Raw genomic sequence first — 16,480 nt, forward strand, 5'->3', positions numbered from 1 at the left:
ACGTCAATTGCCGGGCAGGGTCACGGCCACCCGAGCCGGTCCGCCGCGCGGGAAGACCTGCTCGAGCATCGTCACCAGGGCGCCGGCATCGACCCGGAGCGGGCGGATCGGCTGTGTGACCGGGCGCAGCACGGTGGCGATGAAGCCGAGGTCCGGTGACAACTGACTCAGGTACTCGTCGATCTTGGGCACCAACCGGGCCAGTTCGCCGTCCCACACGGTCTCGCCGACGTACGAGTAGTCCTGGTACGAACCGATCAGGTGGTCGAGACCTGCTCCGGAGGCGTTCAGTTCGGGAACCGCGTCCGCGAGCCGCGGGCCCAGCGCATCGGCGTACGCGTTCTCGCCGAGCACCTGCAGGTTGCGATACAGCCGCCGGATCTCGTCCTTCTTGTCGGCCAACGTGAGGGACAGCAGCCGCAACACCTCGACGACGTTGTCGATGTCCGACTCCCGGCCCCGCGTGGCGGTGTCGACCGTGTCGACGATGCCGCCCAGCGCATCGGTGTCGATCTCGCGCGTGAGTGCCTCGGCGACCGCGAGGGTGTCGCTGACGCTGGGAGCGACCGAGACGTCCGCCGCGTCCACCACGTCCCCGTCCGTCAGGTACGGCCCGGAGTCCGAGTGCGGACGGAAGTCGAGGAACTGTTCGCCCGCCGCGGAGAGATTCGAGACCCGCACCTCGGTGTCGACCGGAATCTTCTGCGCGGCATCCACTCTGACGACGGCACGGAGTCCACCGCCCTCGACGTCGATCCGCTCGACCCTGCCGATGGCGAATCCTCGCAACGTCACCTGAGAGGTGTCGATCAGGCCGCCGGACGTCGTGAGCGGCACGGTGATCTCGGCGTGGTCGCGTCGCGGATCGATGTCCAGGACGTTCAACGACAGGTATCCGACACCCAGCACGGCGACCGCCGCGAGCGCCGTGGCGGACAGGATCGAACCCCTCATCGCACGAATCCGATCGATCGCAGAACCTGAATCATCTCGTCGGCCCGATCGAGGCCGTCGGGTGCTTCTCCCGCGGGTGTGTCGCCCGAGACGGAGGCGATGCGGACGTTCGGCGACGACGTGAAGAACGGCACCAGCTTCTCGCGCAGCAGGGCGTCCATGCGGGACGCCAGCATCGGCGCCGTCAGATCGGCCGTGGCGAGAGTGCGGATCATGGGCTGCAGAGTGGCGATCACGTCGTGCAGATCTCCCGCCACCGGGTTGATCACGGCACCGATGTTCCGCGACATGTACCCCAGATCGATCAGGGCGTCGACCACGACCAACAGGGCGTCCGCGAGTCCCGCGACACGTTCCGGACCACTCGTCAGGATGGTGTCGAGCGTGTCCGTCTTCTCGGCGAACGACCGGGTCACCGCCTCGGCGCCGCCCAGGATGCGGTCGAGCTCCGTCGTGTTGGTCGCCAGGTCCCGCAACGCCTCTCGGGCCTTGTCGTTGATGAGGTCGACCGTCGCCGGATCCGGCGGGATCGCCCGGTTGAACCGATCGATGGACCGCTGGAAGTCGACGATGTGCCCGCCGGCCACCACCTCGGAGAGCCCGCGCAGCACGTCTTCGACGTTGTCCGCCGGCGTCGTCCGCTCGAGCGGGATGACGTCGCCGTCCTGCAGGGTGGCACCCGAAGTGTCGGATCCGTCCTCCGGACGCTGCAACGCGACGTAGATCTCGCCCAGGATCGTGCCCTGGCGCAGTTCCGCTCGCGTGAGCGCCGGCAGTGCGACGGTGCGATCGACGTTCACGGCGGCGACGGCGGTCGAGCCGGTGAGGGTGACCGACTCCAGGAGCCCGACGTCCACACCGTCGAGGACCACCTTCGCCCGCGCCGGCAGATTCAGCACACTCGAGAACTCGATGTCGACCCGGTAGGTCGGGCCCGGAACGTAACTGCCCGGCACGGGCAGGTCGGCGATCGAGGCACCGCAGCCCGACGCCGTCACGGCCGCGGCCGCCACGGTCAGCGCCGCCAGGAGCCGCTTCACCGGGACCCTGCCGATCCGAGCACGAGCGGGACCAGATCGACGTTCACGGTGGACCCACCCGCGACGGGCACCGCGAACTGCGGAGGTGCGAACGTCAGCCGGGCGGCCTGCGTGTCCGGATCCTGGAGGGAGGCGAGCTGTTCCGTCTGCTTCGGCACCCGCGACAGGATGCTCGCGATGTCGCCGACTCTGCTGACGATGATCGCCACGATCGGGACGACGACGTCGAGCACGCGGTAGAGCGTGGGTGCGAACTTCGGCAGCGTCTTCTCGAGGACGGGGAGAAACTCGACCGTCAGGTCGATCGCCTGGGCGAACCGCTCCGAGAAGTCGCCCGCGGCCCCGAGCCCCTGCTTCAGGTTCTCGATCAGCAGGGTGATGTCCGGCCACCGGTCCACCAGGGTCGCCGTCAGCGTGTCGACGTTGTCGACCATGCGGCGCACCTGGGTGTCCTTGTTCGCCGGATTGCCGACCAGATCGGAGACCTGGGACAGCGCGGTCCCGAGTTGCTCCCCGCTGCCGTCGAGTGCGGTGTCGAGCGAGCGCAGGGTGTCGCCGAGAATCTCCTCGTCCGGCGGCCGCGGGTTGTCCGGATCGGTCGTCGACGTCGTTCCGAGAAGCTCCGCGCCGAGCTTGTTCACCGCCTCGAGGGTGTCGCTGATCCCGATGGGGGTGCGGGTGCGCTCGAGCGGGATGCACTCGTCGCGATCGAGGGGCACGCCGTCGCGATACGGCGTGGTCAGTTCGAGCCGGCGATCGGTGACGATGGAGTCCGACATCGTCACCGCACCCACGTCGGCCGGCAACGTGAGCGAGTCCTCGACGGACATCGTGACCCGGACGTGGTCGCCGCGAGGCTCGATGCCGGTCACCTCGCCCACGGGGATGCCGAGGAGCGTGACGTCGTTCCCCTCGTAGAGACCGACCGAATCGGTCATCTCGGCGCACAGATCCGAGCGCGGGGTCCCGACGAGCTGGGCTGCGGACGACGCCGCGGTCCCGGCGCCGACCAGGACGACGGCGGCGACGGCCACTGCCACCACCTTGCTGCGAGCGGCCACGTCAGCACACCTTTCCGGGAACCGGGACACACAGCGTCGATCCGGTGACGACGGCGGCACTGCGGTCGATGACGGGCCCGGCGCCGGTGTCGAGAAGGCCGGCCATGGACTCGGAGAACTCGCGGCCCGCGGAGATCGCGTCGTCGATGGACCCCGTGCGCTCCTTCAGCGAGGCCACGAGATTCTCGACCTCGTCGATCGTGGGGCCGAGCCCCTCGTCGAGCGCCATGATCGGTCGGTGCAGGAGCGAGAACAGCCGGTAGAGCTTGTCGGCGGCCGCGGCGACGTCGGCGCGCTTCGCGCCCAGCTTGGAAGTGATGATGCCGATCTGCTTCAGCAGCCCCAGCAGGATCTCGCGATCGGTCGCCAGTTCGCCGATGTACTCGTCGGCCACGTCGAGGCTCCGGTCGAGATCGTCCTGGCGATCGGCGATCGCACCGGTCATGGACGTCAGGGTCGTGGTGATGTCACGGATCGACTCCGGCTGAGCCTGCACGGCCCGATCGATCTCGGCGATGTTCTGCCGCAACGACGTTCCGTCCAGATCTCGGAGGATCGGCGTCGCCGCCTCGACCGTGTCGGACAGCGAGAACGGCACGCGGGTGTGCTCGAGCGGGATCTCCCCGTCCTGCAGCTCTCCGGTACCGCCGGGAGTCAGCGAGAAGTAGTGGCCCCCCACCGGCGTCAGCAGGCGCACCCCGAGCGACGTCGCGTCGCCCAGTTCGACGTTCTCGTCCACCTCGAAGGCCACCTCGACGTGGTCGCCGTCCAGCTTCATCGACGTCACCGATCCCACCGAGATACCGGCGATGCGGACGTCGTCCCCGGCGTGCGCTCCGCCGGTCGTCTCGAATGCCGCTGTGTACGTGCGATGCCCGATGGGAAGCGAGTACACGACGACGGCGGCCACCACGGCGACGACGAGCGCGAGCACGCCCACGATTCCCCAGACGGTCTGGCTTCCCTGACGCACGGAGCTCATCGGCACACCACCAGGCGCTGGGTTCCGAGCACGACCGAGCCGATGCCGGGAATCTCGGTGTCGCCGGCCGAGCACGCGGAGACCTGCCCCTCGGGGGCGTTGCGCACCGTCTGGCCGACACCGCGCAGCAGACTGGGCACCATCGCGAGCAGGTCCACCAGTTGCTGAGCTCCCGGTACGAGCCGCCTGAACGCCGAATCCACCGGGCCATACTCGGAGTCGTAGGTGTCGCGCAACTGCTCTCCGATCGAGATGAACGGTCCCTGACCGGAATTGATGTCGTCGACGGACGAGAGCAGGGTGTCGGCCCTGTCGGCGAACGTCGACACCACGCGGTCGAGTTCGGCGAACAGTCGACCCAGTTGCTCCGAGCGCTCGGCCACCACACCGGAGATGGCGCCCAGGTTGCGGATGAGGAGCACGATGAGGTCCTCGCGCTGCGAGGCATAGGTGGTCAGCCCGTCCAGGTCGCGCAGGACCGGCCCGAGGCCCGACCCGTCGCCCTGCACGAGATCGAGTACGTTCTGCGCGAACCGGTTCACCTGGTCGGTGTCGATGGTCTCGAAGATGGGCTGGAACCCGTCGAAGAGCGTCGTGATGTCGAACGACGGCACGGTCATGTCGTCCGCCAGCGAGGACCCCGGTGCCAACTCGGATCCCGAGTCGTCGGTGCTGATGAGCTCGAGATACCGCTGACCCAGCAGGTTCTGGTAGCGCACAGCAGCTTTCGTGGTCGTGAGCACCGGCCGGTCGGAGTCGACCTCGAAGGACACCCTGGCCCGGTTCCCGTCGAGTTCGATGTCGTTCACCGACCCCACGAGCACGCCCGAGAGGCGGACGTCGTCACCGGCGTAGAGACCGGAGACGTCGTCGAAACGCGCGTCGAACGTCGACCGGTCGTCGCCGCCGCCGTTGTTCAGCGCGCCGCCCACGAGGACGAGACACAACACGGCCACGAGCGCGAACGCACCGAGCTTCACCAGGGTCGCCACCGGCGTCCCCACCACCGACGAGCGCGTCACAGCACACCACCCAGTCGCGCCGCGAAGGCTTCCGCCGGACCGGCCATGGCGGGCATGTTCTTCACGATCACCTGAAGTTGCAGCTGGGTCCGGCCGTCGACGTTCGGGAAAGCGTCCTCGACGCCGGAGATCACGTCGGGCACACGCTGGTATGCCGGCGCGAGCGTTCCCGCCGAGAGCGCCACCGGCAGCAACACGTCCAGCAGGGTGTCGAGCAGCGGGCGGAGGTACGGACCGTTGTCGCGCAACAGATCTCCCAGTGGGATCGAGAGGCCGGATCCGAGTCCGGACATGGCCTTGATCGCCCGCGCACTGTTCTCCGGATTCTCGAAGTACTCACTGCTGGTGACGACCTGGTCGATCACGTCGGTGACCGGTCCGATGGAGGCGCCCAGCCCGTCCGCCAACTCACCACCGCGGTGCAGCTTCCAGGCGAGCGGCGCACGCTGGGTCTCGGCCATCATCTGCGCGGTGTCGAAGAAGGGCTTCAGGCTGTCGCCGAACTCCGACGACACGCGCGACGCCAGGTCGAGCACCCGCTCGGTGTTGTCCGCGTCCAGCACGTCGGTCAGATCGGCGAGTCGGCGGAAGACGCCGGTGACCGTCGCCGTCTCGGTGTCGTCGCCCAGCGCCAGGACGGTGTCCTCGCGCAGCGGGGATCCCTCTCCCTCCGAGTACAATTCGATGACCGTCGCTCCGAAGACCGTCGCGGAGGAGAACCGCGCGGTGACGTCGTCGGTCAGGACCGAGGCGACGGCCGGCTCGATGTGGGCGTGCACTCGCTGCGATCCGAACCCGAGCGGCTCGATCTCGTCGACACGGCCTATGGGGAGTCCGCGGTACTTGATGTCCGACCCGACCGCGAGGCCGTCACCGACGGCGGTGCTGTCGATCGTGAGATCGAAACGGGACTCGAAGTCACCGGTGGCGTACTTGCCGAGCACCACGCCGAGGACCACGAGCACGACGGCCACCACGAGGCCACGTACCCGGAGCGAGCGAGGGCCCGCGGATCTGCGGGACAGATCGTCGAAGACTGCCATGATCCCCTACCCCGAGATCCTGATGCCGACGTCGACTCCCCAGATGACCACGGTGAGGATCATGTCGAGGACGACGATGACGATGAGCGACGCGCGGATCGCGCGGCCAGACGCACGGCCGACACCCTCGGGTCCGCCCGTCGCGTAGTAGCCCTGGTAGCCGTGGATCATGATGACGGCGCCGACGAAGATGGTGGCCTTGAGCAGCGAGTACAGCAAATCCGACGGCTGCAGGAACGCCGAGAAGTAGTGGTCGTACGTCCCCGACGACTGATCGCCGAACGCGGCGACGATGAACGCACACGAGACGTAGCTCAGGATCAGCGTGAGCAGGTACAGCGGGATGATCGTGACCACGCCGGCGATGACGCGCGTGGTGACGACGAACGGGATCGAGCGGATCCCCACCACCTCGAGCGCGTCGATCTCCTCGGAGATGCGCATCGCACCGATCTCCGCCGTCATGCGGCATCCCGCCTGGGAGGCGAACCCGATCGCGGCGATCATCGGGGCGAGTTCCCGCGTGCTGGCGTAGGCCGAGATGAAGCCCGTGAGAGGACCCATGCCGACGAGATTCAGGGCGTTGTAACCCTCGATCCCGATGGACGACCCCACGGCCACGCCGAGGATGACCAGCACCGAGACGGTACCGCCGCCGACCACGAGATTACCGCTGCCCCAGGTGATGTCGGTGAGCACGATCATGGTCTGGCGCCGGTAGGCACGCAGGGTGTGCGGGATCGCGACGAGCACCTGCCACACGAAGGTGAGCTGATGCCCGAGGTGCTCGACCAGCCCGAGCGGTACGCGAGCGATGCGCTTGCCGCCGCGGACGAGCGGCGCGGTGCCGGGCGGGGTGTAGCGGGCGACGGTCATGGCGTCACCCGAGCCGCTGCGGAAGGAACATCGACACCAACTGGGTGGCGAGGACGTTGACGATGAAGGCCGACAGCACACCGACGACGACCGAGGCGTTCACCGCGTTCGCGACACCGCGAGGGCCCGACGTGGCCTCGAATCCGCGCTGGCACGCGACGAGAACCACGATGATGCCGAAGATCTCGGCCTTCACCATCGCGACGACCAGATCGGTGGTCGAGGCGAAGGACGCGAAGGAGGACAGGTAGCTGCCCGGCGTACCGCCCTGGAACCCGACGTTGACGACGTACCCGGACACCAGACCCATGAAGATGACCAGCGAGCACAGCAGCGGTGCGACGACGAGCATGGCGGCGAGCCGGGGAGTCGCGAGCCGACGCACCGGGTCGATGCCCATGACGCGCATCGCGTCGATCTCCTCGCGCACCGTGCGGGCACCGAGATCGGCCGCGATCGCGGATCCTGCTGCGCCGCCCAGCAACAGCGCGGTCACGATGGGCGCTCCCTGGCGGATGACTCCGAGGCCGCCCGCGGCGCCCGCGATGGACGTGGCACCGATCTGATTGGTCAGGCTGCCCACCTGGACCGAGACGATGACGCCGAACGGCACCGAGACGAGAACGGCGGGAAGCACGGTGACCGTGACCATGAACCACGCCTGGTCGAGGAACTCGCGCCAGGCGAAGCGCAGGCCCACCAGGTCCCGCACCAGGTGGCCGAACGCAGCGACCACGAGGTCGGCGAAACGACCCAGCGTGCGGGTGCCGGTGGTGACGCGGGAGACGAGCGGCATGCTGCGCGCCATGTCGATCCCCCCGTACGTCTCGAGTCAGTCGGACGCAGGTGGTGCGCCGCGCTGAAAACTAGCGCGGCAGAACGGGGATCGAGTCGGTTTCTCGGGAGTTCAGTGACGCCTGACAAACATCGGGCCCCGGACTAGGTCGCGATGCGACCGTTGACGTACTCGTAGAACCCGGCACTGGTCTTCTTGCCCAGCAGGCCGGCCTCGACCATGCGGAGCAGGAGAGGCGGCGGCGCGTACAGCGGTTCCTTGTACTCGGCGTACATCGAGTCGGCGATCGACTTCACGGTGTCGAGCCCGATGAGGTCCGACAGTGCGAGCGGGCCCATGGGATGCGCGAGGCCCAGCACCGTGGCCTTGTCGATGTCGTCGCGCGTGGCGAAGCCCGACTCGACCATGCGGATCGCCGAGAGGAGGTACGGCACCAGCAGAGCGTTGACGACGAAGCCGGACCTGTCCGCCGCGCGGACGACCTGCTTGCCGAGGACGTCCGCCGCGAAACGTTCCGCGCGTGCCAGGACGGCATCGGACGTCTTCAGCGACGAGATGAGTTCCACGAGAGGCAGAACCGGCACCGGGTTGAAGAAGTGCATGCCGATGACCCGCTCGGGGCGGGTCGTGGCCACGCCGAGCTTCATGATCGGGATCGACGAGGTGTTGGAGGCGAGCACCGCGTCGGGATCCGTGACCACCCTGTCGAGCTCGACGAAGAGGGCCGTCTTGATCCCCTCGTCCTCGAGCACGGCCTCGACGACGATCTCGCGATCGGCGAAGTCGGACAGCTGGGACGTGAAGGTCAACCGTGCGGCGGCCTGCTCACGTTCGCGCTCGGTGATCTTGCCGCTGCTGACGCCGCGGTCGAGCGACTTCAGGATGCGCGCCTTGCCCGCGGCAGCCAGTTCCCGTGTCTGCTCGAACACGATCACGTCGACGTGGGCGCGTGCGCACACCTCGGCGATTCCGGCCCCCATCTGTCCGGCGCCGACGATCCCGACACGTTCGATCTTGTCCACGGCCACGAAAACTCCTTCGAAATGGGACTCCCTGCGCGACAACGCGAGAGGGTGAGACGGGGGTAACTCTGCTGGGGCACGGGCGAAGCCGGGCCGATACGAGACAGGCGGCCCGCAACGAATGTCGCGAGCCGCCTGACTAGTGCGCTGAAACCTCGGAGTGGCGGATCAGTGGAACTGGCCCTCTTCGGTGGAGCCCTTCAGGGCTGCGGTCGACGTGTTGGGGTCGACGGTGGTGGCGATGCGGTCGAAGTAGCCGGCGCCGACCTCACGCTGGTGCTTGATGGCGGTGAAGCCCCGCTCCTCGGCTGCCTTGAACTCGCGCTCCTGCAGGTCGACGAACGCCGTCATGCCCTCGCGGGCGTAGCCGTGCGCCAGATCGAACATGCCGTAGTTGAGCGAGTGGAAGCCGGCGAGGGTGATGAACTGGAACTTGAAGCCCATCGCGCCGAGCTCCTTCTGGAACTTCGCGATGGTCGCGTCGTCCAGGTGCGCCTTCCAGTTGAAGGAGGGCGAGCAGTTGTAGGCGAGCAGCTGGTCGGGGAACTCGCTGCGGACCGACTCGGAGAACTTCTTGGCGACCTCGAGATCCGGCACGCCGGTCTCCATCCAGATGAGGTCGGCGTACGGGGCGTAGGCCTTCGCACGGGCGATGCAGGGCTCGATGCCGTTCTTCACGCCGAAGAAGCCCTCGGCGGTGCGGGTTCCGTCCAGGAACTCCTGGTCGCGCTCGTCGACGTCCGAGGTGATCAGCGTGGCTGCCTCGGCGTCGGTGCGGGCGATGATGACGGACGGCACGTCGGCCACGTCCGACGCGAGACGCGCGGAGGTCAGGGTGCGGATGTGCTGCTGGGTGGGGATGAGCACCTTGCCACCGAGGTGGCCGCACTTCTTCTCCGAGGCGAGCTGGTCCTCCCAGTGCACGCCTGCGGCGCCGGCCGCGATCATGGCCTTCTGCAGCTCGTAGGCGTTGAGCGCGCCACCGAAGCCGGCCTCGGCGTCCGCGACGACGGGCGCGAGCCAGTTCTTCACGGACGAGTCACCCTCGACCTTGGCGATCTCGTCGGCGCGCAGAAGAGCGTTGTTGATGCGGCGCACGACGCTCGGAACCGAGTTGGCCGGGTAGAGGCTCTGGTCCGGGTAGGTGTGGCCGGAGAGGTTGGCATCACCGGCGACCTGCCAGCCGGAGAGGTAGATGGCCTGGAGGCCGGCGCGCACCTGCTGCACGGCCTGGTTGCCGGTGAGGGCGCCCAGCGAGTTGATGTAGTCCTCGTTGTTCACGAGATCCCAGAGGATCTCCGAGCCGCGACGCGCGAGCGTGGCTTCCTCCACGACGCTGCCCTGCAGGTCGGACACCTGCTGTGCGGTGAAGTTGCGGGTGACGCCCTTCCAGCGGGGATTGGTGTCCCAGTCCTTCTGGATCTCTTCCGTGGTCTTCGGTGTGCCGGTGGTCGACATCGAAAAGCTCCGTCTCTGTTGCGTCTGCGTCGGCAGCGTGCTCGTGCTTCGCAGGCTTGCCAGGCATATCGGATGTACGACCCCACGATGGCACAGAGAAAAAGTGGTGTCTACCTGCTGAGACTGTAAATCTACGCTAAGCAGTACGCGCGTTCTGCGAATATTGCGAAGAACATCGCGAGTGTCGTGGCGGCTCCGTACCCGTCAGTAACCTGATAACCGCAGTTCGGGAACGAAATGCACGCAATGCCGAACACCGACGAGATCGCCGTGCGACACGCTCACTCCCGGCGTCGCCCGCGGCCGGCTGTGACCACCGTCACCGTACGTTCGTACTGTTTTCTGGTGCGTCAGGCTGTCGCGGCGACCCGACGACGCTCGGTCAGCACTCCCAGGACACCCATCGCCGCGATCACGACGCCGCCGACGAGCGCGTAGTAGTCCGCCGTGCTCGCACCGGCGGGGAATGCGAGGACGACGGGTGACGTCGCCAGCACGACACCGAGTACGACGTGGGCCCAATGGCTCGAGCGCGATGCACTGCCCATGGCCCACAGCGCCGAGAATGCCGCCAGCAGACCCAGCACGAGGATGGCGCCGGCCACCTCGCTGCGGTGGGGCACCGGGAGCCAGAGCGTCGACAACACCAGAACGGTGCCTGCCACCAGCACCACCGCGTCGCGGGCGATTTCCTGTCGTACCGAGTGGGCCATCTCGCTTCTCCTCACAGTCGTCTCTCACGTGCACTGCACATCTGCCCCCTGCAACGCCCAGTGTGCGCCCGTCTTCCCCGGCGCGCCCGTGTGTGACAGACCAGACCTGAAACCCGTCTCACCTGCAAGGACCTGGCAAAGACGGGGTAATGCCGGGGGCGTCCTAGACTGTCCGCATGGCACGGACCTACGTCGGCGGCCGGCTTCGCCAACTGAGGGTCGAGCGAGGGTTGAGCCAAGCGGCGCTCGCCAAGCAGCTCGCGATCTCGGCCAGCTACCTCAACCAGATCGAGCACGACGTCCGACCGCTGTCGTCAGCGGTGTTGACGCGCATCACCGCAGTGTTCGGAGTCGACACCACGTTCTTCTCCACCCAGGACGACACGAGGCTCGTCGCCGAACTCCGCGAGGTGACCCTGGACCAGGACGTCGGAGTCGACGCGGACATCGACGAGCTGGCCGAACTCGTGGCCGACCACCCGGCGATGGCGCGAGCGATGGTCACCATGCATCGCCGGTACCGCAACACCACCGCCCAACTCGCGGCGGCGACCGAGGACCGCTTCGCCGACGGCAGCGGCAGCGGATCCATCTCGAAACCGCACGAGGAGGTCCGCGACTACTTCTACCAACGCCAGAACTACCTCGACGCACTCGATCGTGCGGCCGAGGACCTGGCGAACCGATTGCGTTTCCACCGGGCGGACGTCGCGGCCGAGATAGCCAAACGGCTCCGCAATCTGTACGACGTCCAGGTCATCGAGCGCATCGACCTGGGCGAGAACGTCCTGCACCGCTTCGACGCACGGACCCGTGTTCTCGAGATCTCCCCGCGACTGTCGGCCGGCCAGAAGGTGTTCCGCTTCGCGGCCGAACTCGCGTACCTGGAGAACGGCGACCTGATCCGCAGCATGGTCGAGGACGGGGGCTTCACCGGCGCGGAGTCGCGGGCACTCGCACGACTCGGCTTCGCCAACTACTTCGCCGCGGCGACCGTGCTTCCGTACGCGCGCTTCCACGAGGTGGCGGAGGATTTCCGGTACGACATCGAACGACTCTCCGCCTACTACGCGGTGAGTTACGAGACCATCTGTCACCGGCTCTCGACGCTGCAGCGGCCGTCGCTCCGCGGGGTCCCGTTCTCGTTCGTCCGGGTCGACCGTGCCGGCAACATGTCCAAACGCCAGTCGGCCACCGGGTTCCACTTCTCGTCGAGCGGCGGCACGTGCCCGCTGTGGAACGTGTACGAGACGTTCGCCTACCCGGGCAAGATCATGACCCAGATCGCCGAGATGCCCGACGGTCGGCGCTACCTGTGGATCGCGCGCACGGTGGAGCGGCGAGCGGCGCGCTACGGCGAACCCGGCAAGACCTTCGCCATCGGTCTGGGATGCGAAGTGCGTCACGGAAATCGGTTGGTCTACGCCGACGGCCTGGAGTTGGACGGATCCTCCGTGGCGACGCCGATCGGCGCCGGATGCCGCGTGTGCGAGCGTGCCCACTGCCCGCAGCGTGCGTTCCCGCCGCTGGGTAAGGAACTCGACATCGACGAACATCGAAGCTCGGTGTCGCCGTACACCATTCGCTGACTCAGTCCTCTTCGGTCTCGAACTGCTGCTTGCGACGGCGGCTGCGCCGGATCATCAGCGCCACCGCTCCGCCGCCGACGATCCCCCCGACCACCAGGCCCGCCCACGTGTCGGCTCCCGCGCGGCTCGGCAGGTACTTGTCGGGAGCGAGCGTCACGCCGATGCCGACGAATGCGACGAGCATCAACGCGGCAGTCACGTTGGCACGCGCCGTGAACCACCGCGACTCTGCGAACAGGTCGACGTTCTTGGACTTGGCGTACCCGATGGTCGCGTAGTTCACGACCGCACCGAAGACGATGATGCCCAACGCGATCCACGCACCTGTCGGACCGGCAACCCATGGGAGGACGGCGGCGGCGATCAGCCCGCCGAAGATGTGCAATTGCAGACCCACGGCGGCTGCCTCGTTCCACACGTCTCTCTGACGCTCGTCGTCATAGAACTCGCTGTCCAGATCGCCGACCATTCGCATTGACGAGGTGAAGATGCTCATGTCGATTCCTCCTCAGGTTCGAGCCGATCATCGGGGGTGAGCGGGAAGAGATCCTCGACCGTCGAGTCGAGCGCTCCCGCCAGCTTCAGGGCCAGGTACACGCTGGGCGAATAGTCGCCACCCTCGACCGAGACGATCGACTGCCGGCTCACTCCGCACGCCCGCCCCAGTTCCGCCTGGGTCAGGCGCGACGACTTACGGAACTCCCGCACCCGGTTCGTCACGACCATGATCCGAGTCAACTCCACTTGTCATTAGGTGTCAAGACTTCTTGACATCAGATCACCGAGAGGCGGACGACTCGGGTGTTAGCCTCAGCGACGTGACAGGACACCGCACCCCTCCGGCCACCCTCCGCTCGCTGCGTCCCGTCAACTGGGGCATCGCCCGACTGGCCGGGGCGGTCACCCGCACCGGCGACATGCACCTGTTCTCCACTCTGGGACAGACGGGCGGCCTGTTCCGCGCCTGGCTGTTCTACAGCGGCCGCCTGATGCCGTTCGGTGGGTTGACCCGCAAGGACACCGAGACGGTGATCCTGCGGGTCGCCGCACTCCGCGACTGCCGGTACGAACAGGACCATCACCTCCGTCTGGGCGCGCGCGCCGGCATCGACGACGCCCTCGCCGACGCCATCGCCGCCGGTCCCGACGCTCCGGGTCTCGACAGTCGGACCGCCCTGATCCTGCGGGCGGTGGACGAGCTGGTGTCGACGCGCGATCTGTCCGACGCCACGTGGACCGAGCTGACGACCGTCTGGTCGTCCCGATCGCTCATCGAGTTCGTGCTGCTGGTGACCCAGTACGACGGACTCGCCACCACGATCACGACACTGCGCATCCCCCGCGACTACCAGTAGCTGCACAGACGAGAACACCCCGGTCGCTCGTGAGCGGCCGGGGTGTTCTCGTCGGAAGATCAGAAGTTGATCATGTGCCCTGCGAGGCCGTGGATGGCCTCCTGCAGTGCCTCGGACAGCGTCGGGTGCGTGTGCACGTTGCGCGCGAGTTCGGTGGCCGTCAGATCCCACTTCTGCGCGAGCGTCAGCTCCGGGAGGAGCTCCGAGACGTCGGGTCCGATGAGGTGCCCGCCGAGCAGCTCGCCGTGCTTCGTGTCGGCGATGAGCTTGACGAAGCCGGTGGGATCGCCGAGTCCGTGTGCCTTGCCGTTCGCCGTCATGGGGAACGTCGCGACCTTGATGTCGTGGCCGGCGTCCTTGGCCTGCTGCTCGGTGAGACCGAAGCTGGCCACCTGGGGCTGGCAGAAGGTCGCGCGCGGCATGAAGCGGTAATCGTCGATGGGAAGCGTCTCGGCGCCGCCGATGGTCTCGGCCGCCACGACACCCTGTGCCTCGGCGACGTGGGCGAGCTGCAGCTTCGCCGTCACGTCACCGATCGCGTAGATGTGCGGCACGTTGGTGCGCATGACCGAGTCGATGGCGATGGCCCCGCGATCGGTGACCTCGACGCCCGTCTTGTCGAGCCCGAATCCCTCGACGCGAGGAGCGAATCCGACGGACTGCATGACCTTGTCGACGGTGACCGTCTCGGTCTCGCCGCTCTTGTTGTTCTTGATCGCGACGGTGACCTTGCTGCCGTCGTCGTCGATGCTCTGCACCGCGGCGCCGGTCATGATCTTCACGCCGAGCTTCTTGTACTGCTTGGCGATCTCCTTGGAGACGTCCTCGTCCTCGTTCGGGAGCGCGCGATCGAGGAACTCGACGATGGTGACGTCGACGCCGTAGTTCTTCAGGACGTACCCGAACTCCATGCCGATGGCGCCCGCGCCGACGATGAGGATGGAGCCCGGGAGCTCCTTCGTCATGATCTGCTCCTCGTACGTCACGACGTTCTCGCTCAGCGACGTTCCCGGCAGCAGCTTCGTGGTGCTGCCGGTGGAGATGATCGCGTTGTCGAAGGTGACGGTCTCGCTGCCACCCTTCGTCAGCTCCACCTCGATGGTGTTGGCGTCGGTGAACGACCCCTTGCCGTCGAGCTGGTCGATCTTGTTCTTCTTCATCAGGAAGTGGATGCCCTTGACGCGACCGTCCGCGACCTTGCGGCTGCGATCGTAGGCAGCGCCGAAGTCGAACGACACGTCACCGGAGATGCCGAACTGCTTGGCTTCCTTGGTGAACAGGTGCGCCAGTTCGGCGTTGCGCAGCAGAGCCTTGGACGGGATGCAGCCCACGTTGAGGCAGACACCGCCCCAGTACTTCTGCTCGATGATGGCGGTTTTCAGGCCCAGCTGCGCCGCGCGGATGGCTGCGACGTACCCACCGGGTCCGGCTCCGAGAACGACGACGTCATAGTGTGAGGTCACGGTTGTCCACCTTAGTCCCGTCGATCCGGACACACATCGAAAGGTCCGGCTACTGGCTGGTAACCGGACCTTTCGTGTCTTTATTTCAGCGGCTCTACTCAGTCGGGGATCATGTCGAACGTGTCGGGGTTCGGGCCGGTGCGGCCGTCCTCACCCTTGTCCAGCGCCGAGATGTCGGCGATCTGACGGTCGTCGAGTTCGAAGTCGAAGATGTCGAAGTTCGCCTCGACGCGCTCGCGCGTGACCGACTTCGGGAAGATGATGTCGCCGCGCTGGATGTGCCAGCGGAGGGTGACCTGCGCGGTGGTCTTGCCGACGTCCTTCGCGATGCGCTCGAGCTCGGGGTCATCGAGAACCTTGCCCTGTGCGATGGGTGACCACGCCTCGGTGGCGATGCCGTGCTCCGCGCCGTACGCGCGCACCTGGTAGTTCGAGAAGTACGGGTGGACCTCGATCTGGTTGACCGACGGGACGGTCTCGGTCTCCTGCGCCAACTTCTCGAGGTGCGGCACCTGGAAGTTCGAGACACCGATGCTGCGCGCCCGTCCGTCCTTCGTGAACTCCTCGAGCACCTTCCAGGTGGAGACGTAGTCACCGTCGTACTGCGTCGGCAGCGGCCAGTGGATGAGGAACAGGTCGATGTAGTCGGTGCCCAACTTCTCGAGTGTCTCGTCGAACGAGCGACGGGCGTCGTCGGGGCGGTGGAAGCCGTTGTTCAGCTTGCTGGTGATCCAGACGTCGTCACGGGAGACGCCCGAGTCCTTCACTCCCTGGCCGGTCTCCTTCTCGTTGCCGTACATCTGCGCGGTGTCGAGATGGCGGTAGCCGACCTCGATCGCGGTACGGACAGCGTCCGCGGTCTTCTCCGGCTCGATCTGGAAGACGCCGAAACCCAGCTGGGGGATGGACCGGCCGTCGTTGAGGGAGAGGGAAGGAACGTGGCTCATGTGCGTGAACTCCTGTTCGTTGTTCGTGATCCGAGTTCGTGCTCGTGTGCGCGGAGTACCCCAGGACGGGGTCGGTGAAGCCACCCGCGGGCGCCCCGCTCCTCTGGTGCAACGGGTGTGTCGAATCGTTATTCCGGATCGATGGTCGTCGCGACGACG

17 protein-coding genes are annotated in these 16,480 nt (G+C 67.0%); 2 read left to right on the top strand and 15 right to left on the bottom strand.

The genetic code is table 11. From position 1 onward, the window contains the following. Positions 1-3: 3 nt before the first annotated feature. The 11 genes from HQ314_RS08585 to HQ314_RS08635 form a co-directional block, all read right to left on the bottom strand. Positions 4-954, bottom strand: a complete 951-nt coding sequence (locus HQ314_RS08585) for an MlaD family protein (protein ID WP_222649818.1) — start codon at positions 952-954, stop codon at positions 4-6. Next, positions 951-1,994: an MlaD family protein gene (locus tag HQ314_RS08590; protein WP_222649819.1), complete on the bottom strand. Its 1,044-nt coding sequence runs from the start codon at positions 1,992-1,994 to the stop codon at positions 951-953. Before HQ314_RS08590 ends, HQ314_RS08585 begins: the two co-directional genes overlap by 4 nt. Next, the gene (locus HQ314_RS08595; protein ID WP_056441526.1) at positions 1,991-3,055 is read right to left on the bottom strand and encodes an MCE family protein; all 1,065 of its coding nucleotides are present in this window, start codon (positions 3,053-3,055) and stop codon (positions 1,991-1,993) included. The genes HQ314_RS08590 and HQ314_RS08595 overlap by 4 nt, the downstream gene beginning before the upstream one ends. Before the next feature lies 1 nt (position 3,056). After that, positions 3,057-4,037 carry an MlaD family protein gene (locus HQ314_RS08600; protein WP_222649820.1) on the bottom strand — a complete coding sequence of 327 codons (981 nt, stop codon included), beginning with the start codon at positions 4,035-4,037 and terminating at the stop codon, positions 3,057-3,059. Continuing rightward, complete coding sequence (locus tag HQ314_RS08605; protein WP_235578873.1) at positions 4,034-5,059, bottom strand: MCE family protein; 1,026 nt, start codon at positions 5,057-5,059, stop codon at positions 4,034-4,036. The genes HQ314_RS08600 and HQ314_RS08605 overlap by 4 nt, the downstream gene beginning before the upstream one ends. Further along, positions 5,056-6,102: an MlaD family protein gene (locus HQ314_RS08610; RefSeq protein WP_056441520.1), complete on the bottom strand. Its 1,047-nt coding sequence runs from the start codon at positions 6,100-6,102 to the stop codon at positions 5,056-5,058. Before HQ314_RS08610 ends, HQ314_RS08605 begins: the two co-directional genes overlap by 4 nt. Positions 6,103-6,108: 6 nt before the next feature. Further along, complete coding sequence (locus HQ314_RS08615) at positions 6,109-6,978, bottom strand: ABC transporter permease (protein WP_056441517.1); 870 nt, start codon at positions 6,976-6,978, stop codon at positions 6,109-6,111. Positions 6,979-6,982: 4 nt separating this feature from the next. Next, on the bottom strand, positions 6,983-7,786 hold the full coding sequence (locus tag HQ314_RS08620; RefSeq protein ID WP_051613460.1) for an ABC transporter permease: 804 nt from the start codon (positions 7,784-7,786) through the stop codon (positions 6,983-6,985). A 131-nt stretch (positions 7,787-7,917) separates the two neighbouring features. Continuing rightward, positions 7,918-8,802 carry a 3-hydroxybutyryl-CoA dehydrogenase gene (locus HQ314_RS08625; protein ID WP_082544301.1) on the bottom strand — a complete coding sequence of 295 codons (885 nt, stop codon included), beginning with the start codon at positions 8,800-8,802 and terminating at the stop codon, positions 7,918-7,920. 162 nt (positions 8,803-8,964) lie between these two features. Beyond that, positions 8,965-10,254, bottom strand: coding sequence for an isocitrate lyase (gene aceA, locus HQ314_RS08630; RefSeq protein ID WP_027506305.1), 1,290 nt, complete (start codon positions 10,252-10,254; stop codon positions 8,965-8,967). 350 nt (positions 10,255-10,604) lie between these two features. Beyond that, positions 10,605-10,967, bottom strand: a complete 363-nt coding sequence (locus tag HQ314_RS08635; protein WP_037186125.1) for a hypothetical protein — start codon at positions 10,965-10,967, stop codon at positions 10,605-10,607. Positions 10,968-11,143: 176 nt separating this feature from the next. Between HQ314_RS08635 and ramB the strand changes: the two genes are divergently transcribed. After that, positions 11,144-12,556 (top strand): acetate metabolism transcriptional regulator RamB, encoded by a 1,413-nt coding sequence (ramB, locus tag HQ314_RS08640; RefSeq protein ID WP_027506304.1) that lies wholly within the window; start codon positions 11,144-11,146, stop codon positions 12,554-12,556. A 1-nt stretch (position 12,557) separates the two neighbouring features. Here ramB and HQ314_RS08645 read toward each other — a convergent pair whose 3' ends face one another. Both HQ314_RS08645 and HQ314_RS08650 read right to left on the bottom strand, forming a co-directional pair. Beyond that, positions 12,558-13,052 carry a hypothetical protein gene (locus HQ314_RS08645; RefSeq protein WP_027506303.1) on the bottom strand — a complete coding sequence of 165 codons (495 nt, stop codon included), beginning with the start codon at positions 13,050-13,052 and terminating at the stop codon, positions 12,558-12,560. Continuing rightward, positions 13,049-13,282 carry a helix-turn-helix transcriptional regulator gene (locus HQ314_RS08650; RefSeq protein ID WP_027506302.1) on the bottom strand — a complete coding sequence of 78 codons (234 nt, stop codon included), beginning with the start codon at positions 13,280-13,282 and terminating at the stop codon, positions 13,049-13,051. The genes HQ314_RS08645 and HQ314_RS08650 overlap by 4 nt, the downstream gene beginning before the upstream one ends. Before the next feature lie 92 nt (positions 13,283-13,374). On the opposite strand from HQ314_RS08650, the gene HQ314_RS08655 reads away from it, so the two are divergent. Continuing rightward, positions 13,375-13,911, top strand: coding sequence for a carboxymuconolactone decarboxylase family protein (locus HQ314_RS08655; protein ID WP_374197824.1), 537 nt, complete (start codon positions 13,375-13,377; stop codon positions 13,909-13,911). Between the two features lie 59 nt (positions 13,912-13,970). Here HQ314_RS08655 and lpdA read toward each other — a convergent pair whose 3' ends face one another. Both lpdA and HQ314_RS08665 read right to left on the bottom strand, forming a co-directional pair. Continuing rightward, on the bottom strand, positions 13,971-15,374 hold the full coding sequence (gene lpdA / locus HQ314_RS08660) for a dihydrolipoyl dehydrogenase (protein ID WP_027506300.1): 1,404 nt from the start codon (positions 15,372-15,374) through the stop codon (positions 13,971-13,973). A gap of 98 nt (positions 15,375-15,472) precedes the next feature. Further along, a complete protein-coding gene (locus tag HQ314_RS08665; RefSeq protein WP_222638048.1) occupies positions 15,473-16,321 on the bottom strand; it encodes an aldo/keto reductase in 849 nt (282 codons plus the stop codon). Positions 16,322-16,480: the final 159 nt, after the last annotated feature.

It is taken from the genome of Rhodococcus sp. BP-332 (assembly GCF_019836065.1).
GTDB lineage: Bacteria > Actinomycetota > Actinomycetes > Mycobacteriales > Mycobacteriaceae > Rhodococcoides.